Source organism: Mycobacterium sp., from assembly GCF_035314665.1.
Taxonomy (GTDB): domain Bacteria; phylum Actinomycetota; class Actinomycetes; order Mycobacteriales; family Mycobacteriaceae; genus Mycobacterium.
On record NZ_DATFZD010000439.1, the window covers coordinates 1 to 11,952 of the forward strand.

The window sequence follows — 11,952 nt, forward strand, 5'->3', positions numbered from 1 at the left end:
AGGGTCTACACCGTCTCCGACGCCGGCCGCGCCGAGCTGGCCAGGTGGATCGCCGAGCCGCTAACCGGGCGCGGCGGCGCCCTCAGCGACACCCGCACCCGTGACGTGGCCGTCAAGCTGCGCGGCGCCGCCTACGGCGACTTGGCAGCGCTGCGGACACAGGTCTCCGCGCTGCGCGCCGAGCGTGCCCAACTGTTGGACATCTACCGCGGATTCGAGAAGCGGCAGTTTCCCGACCCATCGGCGCTGCGCGGCGGCGCGCTGCACCAATATCTGGTGCTGCGCGGCGGGATCCGCGCCGAGGAAAGCACCGTCGACTGGCTCGACGAGGTGACCGCGGCATTACCGGACTCGAAACAGGAGAAGCCGTGACCTATCCAAACCTGCTGTCCCCGTTGGACCTTGGGTTCACGACGCTGCGCAACCGGGTGATCATGGGTTCGATGCACACCGGTCTGGAAGATCGCGCTCACCATATCGACCGGCTCGCCGAGTACTTCGCCGAACGCGCCCGCGGCGGCGTCGGACTGATCATCACCGGTGGCTATGCGCCCAACCGGACCGGCTGGTTGCTGCCGTTGGCCGCGGAACTGGTTTCCTCCGCGCAGGCCCGCCGGCACCGTCGCATCACCAGCGCGGTGCACGAAGCGGGCGGCAAGATCCTGCTGCAGATCCTGCACGCCGGACGGTATGCCTACCATCCACTTTCGGTCAGTGCGTCGTCGATCAAGGCGCCGATCAACCCGTTCCGTCCGCGTCGACTCTCGTCACGCGGTGTGCAGAGCACGATCGACGACTTCGCGCGCTGCGCGCTGCTCGCCCGCGAGGCCGGTTACGACGGCGTCGAAATCATGGGCAGTGAAGGCTATTTGATCAACCAGTTCCTGGCCCCGCGTACCAACAAGCGCAGCGACGCCTGGGGCGGCACACCGGAGAAGCGCCGCCGGTTCCCGGTCGAGATCGTGCGCCGCAGCCGGGCGGCGGTCGGATCCGATTTCATCATCTGTTACCGGATGTCGATGGCCGACTACGTCGAAGACGGCCAGAGTTGGGACGAAATCATCTCGCTGGCAACCGATGTCGAGGCAGCTGGCGCGACGATGATCAACTCCGGATTCGGCTGGCACGAGGCGAGGGTGCCGACGATCGTCACATCGGTGCCCAACAGCGCTTTCGTCGACATCAGCCACGCCGTCGCCGGACACGTCAATATTCCGGTGGTGGCGTCCAACCGGATCAACATGCCGCAGGCGGCCGAACAAATCCTGGCCGACACCCACGTGCAGCTGATCTCGATGGCGCGCCCGTTGCTGGCGGACCCGGAGTGGGTGCTCAAGGCGCAAGCCGCACGCGACGACGAGATCAACACCTGCATCGCCTGCAACCAAGCCTGTCTGGATCACGCGTTCGTGAAGAAAACGGTGTCGTGTCTGCTCAACCCGCGGGCCGGCCGCGAGACGCGGCTGGTGCTTTCGCCGACCCGGCGCACCCGCTCGATCGCGGTGGTCGGAGCCGGCCCGGCCGGACTGGCGATCGCGGTCAACGCCGCTCAGCGAGGCCACCAGGTCACGCTGTTCGAGGCCAACGAGTTCATCGGCGGCCAATTCGACATGGCCCGCCGAATCCCGGGCAAAGAGGAATTCGCCGAAACCATTCGATATTTCACGACGATGCTCGACAAGCATGGCGTGACGGTCCGGCTCGGCACTCGGGTGTCGGCGGCTGAGCTGGCCGGCTACGACGATGTCGTGCTGGCCACCGGCGTCGCACCGCGGATTCCGGCTATCCCGGGAATCGATCATCCGATGGTCCTGACATATGCGGAGGCCATCACCGGTGTCAAGCCGGTCGGGAAAACCGTCGCCGTGATCGGGGCCGGTGGCATCGGTTTCGACGTCAGCGAGCTGCTGGTCACCGACGAGTCACCGACGCATGAACCTCTAAGCCTAAAAGATTGGAAGACGGAGTGGGGTGCTGGCGACCCGTGGGAGCACCGCGGCGCGCTAGCCACCCCGATCCCGGCCCCGCCGGCGCGTGAAGTGTATTTACTGCAGCGCACGAACGGTGCACAAGGCAAGCGGCTGGGCAAGACCAGCGGATGGGTACACCGGGCTTCGTTGAAAGCCAAAGGCGTGCACCAGCTTTCCGGAGTCAACTATGAGCGGGTGAGCGACGAGGGGCTACACATCAGCTTCGGTCCCAAGCGAGAGCGGCCGCAGCTGCTGGCCGTGGACAACGTGGTGGTGTGCGCGGGCCAGGAGCCGGTGCGCGACCTGGAAGACGAGCTGCGGTGCGTGGGCATCGACCCGCACATCATCGGCGGTGCGGCGTTCGCCGTGGAGCTGGACGCCAAGCGCGCCATCAAGCAAGGCACCGAGCTGGCGGCCCGGCTGTAGCCGCGGTCAGTATCCGGCCAGCAGACTGCGCACCCGGCCCAGGGTTTCCGGACCGACGCGGCTGCAGATGCGCGACGGGTCGGCGGGCCGCCGGCCCCACAACAGCAGCACACGCGTCGCGGCATCGGTTTCCAGCGTGGCCGGACCGTCCGGGTCGGCAAGCCGGATGGTGGTGCTCTCAGCGTCCGCGTTGACCACCACATCGTCGCCATCGGCCACCCGCAGCCGCGCCTCGATTCGCTCGCCGGGCCGTAGTTGCTTGACGCCCTTGGCCAACAGCGGCTTTCCCACCGCCAGCACGCTATGGGTCGTCATCCACGGCTGTGCCATCCGGGCCTGGGCCGCCGCATCGTCGCCGGTGATGTCCCACCCATGCAGGACCAGCTCTTCGCGCATGTGCTCGGCGAACCACGGCACTTTCATGGTGCGCCCGGTCCATGCCACGTCGGTATCGGCCGGCACATCGTCGCCGGCTTCGGCGGTCTCATTCAGCAACGCCATGTTGGTGTGCAGGGCTGCCCACAGGTCCGTCGCGTTCATGGCACGCAGCGGCGCCTCGCGTTCTTCGAATGTGCGGGTGGCAACCGGTTCGCCGGCCAGGTGCCCGCCCAACACGCGGGCGAGTTCGAGGGCGTTGCCGGCCTGGTGGATGACGATGTCGCGGACGGTCCAGGCCTCACACCAGGTGCCGGCGTCCGGCCGACGCTGCTGTACCGCGTCGATGAACGGCTGCCACTCGGGGAATCGGTCGGTGTCGATCTTTGCGCTCACGGCTTCCGGTATACCCGGCGCCACCGACAACTACGCCGCGAGCGGACTGTACGTCGTGGTGCGCTGGCGTGCCGGGCGACCGATGCCCGCGGCGATCGCCATCAGCTCAGCGGCGGTCTTGGCCGATCCGTGTTCGGAGCCGGCCATCCGCGAGATGGTCTCCTCCATCAGCGTGCCGCCCAAGTCGTTGGCACCGCCGTTGAGCATCACCTGCGTGCGCTCGACGCCGAGCTTGACCCAGCTGGTTTGGATGTGAGAGATGCGGCCATGCAACATGATCCGGGCCAACGCATGGACAGCGCGGTTGTCCCGGTGGCTTGGCCCGGGTCGTGCCCCGCCGGCGAGGTACAACGGCGAGTTCTGATGCACGAACGGTAGCGGCACGAACTCGGTGAAACCTCCGGTGCGGTCCTGAATGTCGCGTAACACGTTGAGGTGACCGACCCAGTGTCGCGGGTTGTCGACATGTCCGTACATCATCGTCGACGACGACCGCAGGCCCACCTCGTGGGCGGCGGTCACGATCTCGATCCACATCGAGGTCGGCAGCTTGCCCTTGGTGAGCACCCAGCGGACTTCGTCGTCGAGGATCTCCGCGGCGGTGCCCGGGATGGTGTCCAGGCCCGCCTCCCGCAGGCTGGTCAGCCACTCGCGAATACTCAAGCCGCTCTTGGTCACACCGTTGGCGACCTCCATCGGCGAAAACGCGTGCACATGCATCGACGGCACCCGTGCCTTGACGGCGCGGACCAGATCGGCATAGCCGGTGACCGGCAGCTCGGGATCGATACCGCCCTGCATACATACCTCGGTGGCGCCGGCTACATGCGCCTCCCAGGCACGTTCGGCGACTTCGGCGGTCGACAGCGAATAAGCGTCGGCGTCGCCCTTGCGCTGGGCAAAGGCGCAGAACCGGCAGCCCGTGTAACAGATGTTGGTGAAGTTGATGTTGCGGTTGACGACGAACGTCACGTCATCACCGACCACATCGCGGCGCAACGAATCCGCCAGCGCGGCAACGGCATCCAGCGCAGCACCGTCAGCGGTGGCCAAGGCCAGGTACTCGGCGTCGGTGCAACCGGCAGGATCACGCTCCGCCGCGCTCAATGCGGCTAGCACGTCGGTGTCAATGCGCTCGGGAGCACGCGCGGCCAACTCGTGCACCTGCGACCGGATCGAATCCCAGTCACCGAAAGCGCTGAGCAGATCGCTGCGGGCTTCGGTGTTGCGGCCTTCGGTGTCGATCAACGCGTTCAAGTCCACCCGGCCCGACGACGCGACGTCGTCGGGCTCCTGCCACGGCATGCCCACCGGCTTCACATCACGGGCCAGTCCGGTGGCCGGGTCGACCAGCGCCACGACGTGGCCCCGGACCCGCGGATCGATCCAGGCCGCGCCCGCCTGCACGTACTTGGGTTGCGCCGTCAGCCGCTGCACCAGGTCGTATCCCGCCTGTTCCGTGACGGCGGCGAGCTCGTCGAGGGCGGGCCAGGGCCGCTCGGGGTTGACGTGATCGGGCGTCAGCGGCGAGACGCCGCCCCAGTCGTCGACACCCGCGGCGATCAACGCGATGCACTCGTCGGCCGACACCAGGTTCGGCGGCGCCTGAATGCGCATTCCCGGGCCGAGCACCAGTCGGGCCACCGCCACGGTGGCCAGGAAGTCATCGATACCGGCGTCGGGCGTCGCGGCCATCGCCGTGTGTTCTTTGGCGCGGAAGTTCTGCACGATGACTTCCTGAACGTGTCCGAACTCCTTGTGCGACTTGCGAATAGCGTGCAGCGTGTCGGCGCGCTCGGTGAGCGTCTCGCCGATACCGACCAGCAGACCGGTGGTGAACGGTATGGACAGCCGTCCCGCGTCGGTCAACGTGCGCAGCCGAACGGCCGGATCTTTGTCGGGACTGCCATAGTGCGCCAGGCCCTTCGTTTCGAACAGCCGCCGCGACGTCGTCTCCAGCATCATCCCCATCGACGGCGCCACCGGCTTCAGCCGCGACAACTCCGACCAGCTCATCACGCCGGGATTCAAGTGCGGCAACAGCCCGGTGTCCTCCAGCACCCGGATCGCCATCGCCCGCACATAGGACAATGTCGAGTCGTAGCCTCGCTCGTCCAGCCACTCGCGCGCCTCCGGCCACCGATCTTCGGGCCGATCGCCAAGGGTGAACAGTGCTTCCTTGCAACCGAGTTCGCCGCCCTGACGGGCGATCTCGAGAATTTCATCCGGTTCCAAGAACATCCCGGCGCCCTGGGCACGTAGCTTGGCAGGCGCGGTGACAAATGTGCAGTAGTGGCAGTTGTCGCGGCATAGATGCGTCACGGGGATGAACACCTTGCGCGAGTAGCTGATCGGCAGCCGTCCGCCGGCGCCACGCCGTCCCGCCGATTCCAGGCCGGCATCGCGTACCCGCGCCGCGCTGCGACACAAGTCGACCAGATCGTCGCCGCGGGCGGTCATCGCGACCGCCGCCTCATCGACGTTCAACGCAACGCCGTCGCGGGCGCGCCGCAACACCCGCCGCATCGTGGACGTGTTGGACTGCGGCGGCACCGACGGGCTGGGCAGGAACGTCGGTTCTTCGCCCGGAGTCAGTGGCACGTTGGTGTAACTCCCGTCCGCCCGGATTTCATCCGCGCGCAACTATCTGCATCCCCGACGCGTGCCATGTGCGCAACAGTAGCGTCCAGCCGCCCATCAGCGGGCCCCTGCCCTCATTCGCCCGATATGCCAGGTCGGGTGGGTCGTCAGCTTTCGGTTCGGCGCCGCAGCAGCACCGCAAGCGGTGGCGCCGAACCCGCCACGAGCAGTAGCAATGGGGAGTAGGCCAGCAGTCCGCGCCCACCGAAGATGACGTCGCCGCCCGGGCCGGGCGCGCACATCACCAGGACCGTCAGCAGCCAGGTCCACAGCGGCAGCGCGGCCAGCCTGGCTGACGTGGTCCATCGCCCGGCGGCCCACACCAGGGCCGCGTTGACCAGACCGCTGATCACCGCACTGATGGGAAACGGGATTGAACCGATATAGGACGGCAGCAGCAGCGCCCCGGCGACTGCGGAGAGAATCCCGTCGACGGCCAGTAACGCCAGAATGACGATGCGAATTGCCGGGTCCGTCGCGCCGATGTCGTCGATCTGCCCGACGCGGGGCTTGGTGGCGGTCAGGTCGGGACGCTGTCCAACTGCGAGACGATGGACATCAGCACCCACTGGTCCAGTCGGTCCTGCCAGTGTTGCTGGTTGTAGTCCAGATCCGGATCCATGCCGGGAAGCCTACCGCGTGGCGGGCTCGGTGAGACCGAGTCCGGCGAGCAGATCGGTCTCCCAGCCGCGCTGGTCGCGATCCCCCGCGGCGCCGGCCACCAGAATGTAGTGCTCCGGCGCGACGACCGGCAGGGCCAAGTTGTTTGACAACGCCAGCGCACGGCCGGTCGGGCCGAGCGTCAACTGGGTGGCGTGCGCGGCCAGCGCCGCGGTCTTGGCCGGTAACGCGTCCGGATCGTCGACGACGGCGCCGATCTCGCCGTCGGGGTAGCCGAGTTCGCCGAAGTCCCCGTCGGGCGGCGGAATGATCCACTCGGACCGCAGATCGCCGGGGCTCAGCGCCTCCCAACCCGCCCTAAAGGCGCTGCGGGCGATGACCGTCCAATAGAACTTCGGCACTGTCCACGGCGTGCCTGGGTAGTCGTCGGCGCCGGCCGCCGCCACCGCTGCCGTGGTGACCACGTGGGCCTGAATATGGTCGGGATGCCCGTATCCGCCGTTGGGGTCGTAGGTGACCACGACGTGCGGCCTCAGCTCGCGAATGATGGCGACCAGCGCGCCGACTGCCTCGCGTTCGTCGGCGTCGCTGAAGCGCGGCCGGCCGCGCGGTTCGGTGCCCGCCATGCCCGAATCACGCCAGCGGCCCGGGCCGCCCAGGAAGATGGGCGCGCTGACACCCAGCGCATGCAGCGCCGCGGTGAGTTCGCCGATGCGGTAGCCGCCGAGTTGGTCGGCCTGATCGACGGCGAGCTGTGCCCACCGGTCGCCGATCACCTCGCCCTCTTCGCCGAGGGTGCAGGTGACGACATGCACCGCAGCGCCGCGGGCGGCGTAATGGGCGATCGTGGCGCCGTTGGTGATGCTCTCGTCGTCCGGATGGGCGTGTACGAACAACAGCCGCGGGGTCTCCTGCATGGACGCACCATACCGGTTGTGATGCGCAGGTAGCGAAGACGTAACCCGGTGGCCCGCAGTGAGAATCGCTGGACCGGCAAAGCCGCCGTTTCGCCAAAAGAAACGCCGGTGGCTACTATCAACGGATGGCAGCGCAGACCAACTCCATGCCAACGGCCAACCGCACACGGCGGCGGGGCAAGGAACTCGAAGACGCCCTCTACGACGCGACGCTGGCGGAACTGGCTGCGGTCGGCTACGGCGGGCTGACCATGGAAGGGATCGCCGCGCGGGCCCGCACCGGCAAGGCCGCGCTGTACCGGCGCTGGTCTTCCAAGCACGACTTGGTCCAGGCGGCGCTGCTCTATGCGCTACCGCCGGTGCCGGAGCCCCGTGCCGAACGATCGGCGCGGGAGAACCTGCTGGCCGTCTTCACCGCGCACTGCGACGTGCTTGCCGGCAAGACGGCGTTTCCGAGCCTGGCCATCATGAATCAGCTCCTGCACGAGCCGGAGTTGCGCGCCCTGTTCGCCGACGCCGTCGTGACACCGCGCCTGCGGATTACCGAGTCGATTCTGCAGGCCGGCGTGGCCAACGGCGAGATCAACGCCGCCGCGGTGACGCCCTACACCGCGCGGGTCGGCCCGGCGTTGATCAACCAACAGCTGTTACTCACCGGCGCTCCACCGAACAAGCGCCAACTGGCACACATCGTTGACACCGTGGTCGCCCCGCTGTCGCCGGCGCCCGCAGTGGCTGACGCTAGTCCAGGCGGGTAGCCGCGACCGCCCAGACCGGGAAGTGCACGCGATGGTTATCCAGCAGTGGCCCAATGGCTTTCAGCCGATCCTGCAGTGGCCCGAACCGCGCTGCCAAGTCGGGACTGGCGCTCGTCATGCTGTTCAGAAATTCGAGCGTCTCGGGCCGGAAAACACCTACGTAGGTCGAGGTGCCGACATAGTCGACGTGCCACCCGTTTGAGCCGAATACCTGCTCGAAGTTGTCGGCCGGCAGGCCGTCGAACTGCAGGCCATTGACGTTGTGGCGGCCGAACTCGAACATGAACAACCGCGCGCCGGGCTTGGTGGCGCGGTGCAGCGCTTGGGCGTAACGGGTTTGGCCATCGTGGTCGTCGAGGAACACGTGATAGAACGCGCTGTCGACAACGGTGTCGAACCGGCTCTCGAACCCGTCCAACACGGTGGCGTCGGCTACTTGGAAGTCCACCTGCACACCGGCTCGCCGGGCGTTGGCTTTGGCGCGCTCGATCGCCGAGGGCGAGCCGTCCACGCCAGTGGTCGAATAGCCTTGAGACGCATAGTGGATGGCGTGATAGCCCGGACCGGTGCCCGGATCGAGTACCTCGCCGCGCACGGCTCCGTAGGCGACCAACTGTTGCACCACCGGCTGCGGGCCGCCAATGTCCCACGGGATTAGGCCCTCGCTCGAGTCCTCGCGGCCATACAGCTCCTCGAACATGGGGTCGATGTCATCTGTCATGAGACCAACGTACCCGCAAGGAACGCTGGCGGCTACTATGCTGGCGGCCTACTGCGCGGTCTTGACCCACTGCCCGGCGTCGCCGACGATCCCGACGGGCACCGAGCCCGAGAGGCTCACATTGAGCACACTGGGACCCGCGGCGACGATCGTGGCGTCCTGCAGGATCGGCAGCACGGTCGACATGTTCCACAGCCGTGGTTCGACCTCGTTGATGACGTCGTTGATGTTCGCGCTGCCGGCGAGCGCGGCATCGATACGCGACTGGATGCTGTGATCGCAGATACCGGTGAGGTTGGACGGCGCCTGCACCAGCGCTCCGGGTTCCTGCGCCCGGCTGGGCGCGGTCGAGCTGGGCGCCGTCGGCGTGGTGGCAGGAGTCGCTCTTGCCGTCGCGGATGGGTCCGAAGAAGCCGGGGGGTTCGACGGGGGGGTCGCCGTCGACACCGCCGTCGCCTCCAGTGCCGGGCAGCTGTAGCGCGAGGCCAGCAGCGTCGCCAGATTCCCGCCGACCTCGCGCCAACCGACCAGGGCGTCCACCCGGTTGTTGACCAGCGCGTCGCGGTACAGCGCCACCGGATCGAGCGCCAAAATCGTTGCGGCGATGCCGACATTGCGCAACTGGTCCGCGGCGGTGTTGGCCACCGCCACCGATGTCGGGTCGTTCGCCGCGACGCCGATGATCAGGGACAGCTGCTTGCCGTCCTTGCTGATGCGGCCCCGGGTGATCTCTGGTGGCCCATTGGCCGGCCGCGGCGGCGCCGAGGGCGCCGGGGGTGGCGGTGTGACCGACGCCGAGGTGTCGTTTTCGATTTGGTATCCCGACGCTTCCAGCAGCCCCAACGCCTCGGTTCTGGTCAGCGCCGGCGGTGCGGTCGGCACGTAGCCAGGGTCGCTGGGCGAGCGAATCTGCGCCTGATCGAGGCTGACAGTGTTATCACTGCCGGCGCCGACGGCGGCGAGCAAGTCGACGTCGAGCAGTCCCAGAATGGCCTTACGGACCGCGGCGTCGGCCAGCTTGGGCTCACTGGCGCGCAACGTGAGCTGCATGACGCGCGGCGTCATGATTCGCGCGGTCCGCACATCCGGGATCGCCGATAACTGCGCGAAAGCCGCTGAGCCACCGTGTACTTGGGCCACCTGAGTGTCGCCGTTGCGGACCGAATCGGCCAACGCGGCCGGTGCCCCGGCGCGCCGGAACAGGATCAGATCCGGCTTGGCCGGCGGCCCCCAATAGCGATCGTTGCGGGCAAGCAGGATCTCGTCGCGTTGCGGGTCAATGTTTTCCACCCGAAACTGTCCTCCGGTGACCGGCAGGGCGCTCGCCAGCCCGGCCGGGAAACCGCCCGGCACATCCTTGACGATGTGCGCGGGCAGGATGTTGTCGAACAACTCGCGCCAAGCCGGGTATGGCCGGGAGAATGTGACCACCGCCTGCTTTCCGCCGTCGATCGACTGCACTCCGGTGATCAGGTCGTAGCCGGCCGGGTCGACCACGCCGGGCTGGCTGACCATCTGGCGCCACAGATACCAGAAGTCGTCGGCGGCGATCGGAGCGTTATCGGTCCACTGGGCCTCCGGCCGGATTTTGTAGGTCACCGTGAACGGGTTCTCGTTGGTCACATCGGCGGATACCAGCAGCGTCGGGTCCATCTCCCAACGGGACCCGGTCGGTGTGGCCGGGTCGGCGATCGGACGGAACGCGCTGGGCAGCACCAACGCACCGATCGCGGCGTTGACCGCTGAAAGATCGGACAGCAGATGCGGGTTGAACCCGGCGCCGATCGAGTCGATACCCATGATGATCTGCGTCTTCCGCAGCGGCGGCGGCGCGGTGCTCCGCGTGGTCTCGGTGCTCTGCGGGGCCGGCGGTGGGCTGACGGCGCAGCTGCCCAGCACCAGCGTCGAAACCAGCACGCCGACGGTTAGCCAGGCGCGGCGGGCTCGTTTCGGCACGCCCAACAGGGTATCGAGGCTCAACGGTTGATCAACGGCTGCTGAAACCTCACGAGACTCAGCGGCCTCTTCCGTCGCTGGCTGGAGGATTAGTGGCCTTTTCGGTTTGGTGACGCGGGCGATATCACTGCCTGGGCGATGTCGCATGCGCCATCGCTTTTGAACACAATGCCATGGCTCGCTGCCGGGGTTGGCGTGACTGGTGTGACAACTAACTAGCCGCGCGATTTGGCCCGAGCCTTGCTACGCGCACGGGTGGTGGCGTCCAGGTCGTTCTTGCGGACTCGGACAATCTCAGGCGTCACCTCTACGCATTCGTCGTTCGCGCAAAATTCCATCGCTTGCTCCAGGTCGAGCTCGAGCGGCTTGGCCAGCGTTTCGAAGACGTCCGCGGTCGACGATCGCATGTTGGTCAGCTTCTTCTCGCGGGTGACGTTGATGTCGAGATCCTCCGGACGAGGGTTGATCCCGACGACCATTCCCTCGTAGGTGTCCTGGCCGGGCTCGACGAAGAACTGGCCCCGATCGGCGAGCTGCGTCAGCGCGAACGGCGTGATGGTGCCGGTCCGGTCGGACACCAGCGACCCGGTGTGGCGGGCCCGGATCTCACCGGCCCACGGCCGGTATCCGTCGAACACGGCGTTCGCTATGCCGGTGCCGCGAGTGAGCGTCAGGAAGTCGGTGCGGAAGCCGATCAGGCCGCGGCTTGGCACGATGAAGTCCATCCGGACCCAGCCCGCGGCGTGGTTGGCCATCTCCTCCATGCGGCCTTTACGGCCTGCCATCAACTGGGTGATCACCCCGACGAACTCCTCGGGGCAGTCGATCGTCATCGCCTCGAACGGTTCGTGCAACTTGCCGTCGATCGTCCTGGTCACCACCTGCGGCTTGCCCACCGTGAGCTCGAAGCCTTCCCGGCGCATTTGCTCGACCAGCACCGCCAGCGCCAGCTCGCCGCGTCCCTGCACCTCCCAGGCGTCGGGCCGGTCGATGTCGACGACCCGGATGGAGACGTTGCCGACCAGCTCGGTGTCCAACCGCGACTTCACCATGCGCGCCGTGAGCTTGTGCCCGGACACTTTGCCCGCGAGCGGAGATGTGTTGGTGCCGATGGTCACCGAGATGGCGGGCTCGTCGACGGTGATGCGAGGGAGCGCGCGGGCGTGGTCCGG

The 11,952-nt window shown here is 67.3% G+C and carries 8 protein-coding genes and 2 pseudogenes; 3 read left to right on the forward strand and 7 right to left on the reverse strand.

The annotated features are described in order from the left end of the window. Positions 1-372 (forward strand): annotated as a pseudogene (locus VKI00_RS31875) (PadR family transcriptional regulator); the annotation flags it as partial. Further along, positions 369-2,396, forward strand: a complete 2,028-nt coding sequence (locus tag VKI00_RS31880; protein WP_324447211.1) for an NADPH-dependent 2,4-dienoyl-CoA reductase — start codon at positions 369-371, stop codon at positions 2,394-2,396. The pseudogene VKI00_RS31875 and the gene VKI00_RS31880, both read left to right, overlap by 4 nt. Before the next feature lie 6 nt (positions 2,397-2,402). Here VKI00_RS31880 and VKI00_RS31885 read toward each other — a convergent pair whose 3' ends face one another. The 4 genes from VKI00_RS31885 to mshB form a co-directional block, all read right to left on the reverse strand. Next, positions 2,403-3,167, reverse strand: coding sequence for a maleylpyruvate isomerase N-terminal domain-containing protein (locus VKI00_RS31885; protein WP_324447213.1), 765 nt, complete (start codon positions 3,165-3,167; stop codon positions 2,403-2,405). A gap of 30 nt (positions 3,168-3,197) precedes the next feature. Continuing rightward, positions 3,198-5,768 (reverse strand): bifunctional FO biosynthesis protein CofGH, encoded by a 2,571-nt coding sequence (locus VKI00_RS31890; protein ID WP_324447215.1) that lies wholly within the window; start codon positions 5,766-5,768, stop codon positions 3,198-3,200. 146 nt (positions 5,769-5,914) lie between these two features. Continuing rightward, on the reverse strand, positions 5,915-6,331 hold the full coding sequence (locus tag VKI00_RS31895; RefSeq protein ID WP_324447219.1) for a hypothetical protein: 417 nt from the start codon (positions 6,329-6,331) through the stop codon (positions 5,915-5,917). Between the two features lie 108 nt (positions 6,332-6,439). Next, on the reverse strand, positions 6,440-7,345 hold the full coding sequence (gene mshB, locus VKI00_RS31900; RefSeq protein ID WP_324447216.1) for an N-acetyl-1-D-myo-inositol-2-amino-2-deoxy-alpha-D-glucopyranoside deacetylase: 906 nt from the start codon (positions 7,343-7,345) through the stop codon (positions 6,440-6,442). Positions 7,346-7,470: 125 nt separating this feature from the next. On the opposite strand from mshB, the gene VKI00_RS31905 reads away from it, so the two are divergent. Then, complete coding sequence (locus tag VKI00_RS31905) at positions 7,471-8,103, forward strand: TetR/AcrR family transcriptional regulator (protein WP_324447217.1); 633 nt, start codon at positions 7,471-7,473, stop codon at positions 8,101-8,103. Here the strand turns inward: VKI00_RS31905 and VKI00_RS31910 are convergent. The 3 genes and pseudogenes from VKI00_RS31910 to VKI00_RS31920 form a co-directional block, all read right to left on the reverse strand. Beyond that, positions 8,087-8,824 (reverse strand): class I SAM-dependent methyltransferase, encoded by a 738-nt coding sequence (locus tag VKI00_RS31910; RefSeq protein WP_324447218.1) that lies wholly within the window; start codon positions 8,822-8,824, stop codon positions 8,087-8,089. The two genes, VKI00_RS31905 and VKI00_RS31910, sit on opposite strands and share 17 nt — an antisense overlap. Positions 8,825-8,872: 48 nt before the next feature. After that, complete coding sequence (locus tag VKI00_RS31915) at positions 8,873-10,786, reverse strand: ABC transporter family substrate-binding protein (protein WP_324447220.1); 1,914 nt, start codon at positions 10,784-10,786, stop codon at positions 8,873-8,875. A 209-nt stretch (positions 10,787-10,995) separates the two neighbouring features. Next, positions 10,996-11,952 (reverse strand): annotated as a pseudogene (locus tag VKI00_RS31920) (translational GTPase TypA); the annotation flags it as partial.

Bases quoted from the DNA above. Each gene is read 5' to 3' on its own strand.
- VKI00_RS31910 (WP_324447218.1), bottom strand. From the start codon at position 8,824: ATGACAGATGACATCGACCCCATGTTCGAGGAGCTGTATGGCCGCGAG.
- mshB (WP_324447216.1), bottom strand. From the start codon at position 7,345: ATGCAGGAGACCCCGCGGCTGTTGTTCGTACACGCCCATCCGGACGAC.
- VKI00_RS31905 (WP_324447217.1), top strand. From the start codon at position 7,471: ATGGCAGCGCAGACCAACTCCATGCCAACGGCCAACCGCACACGGCGG.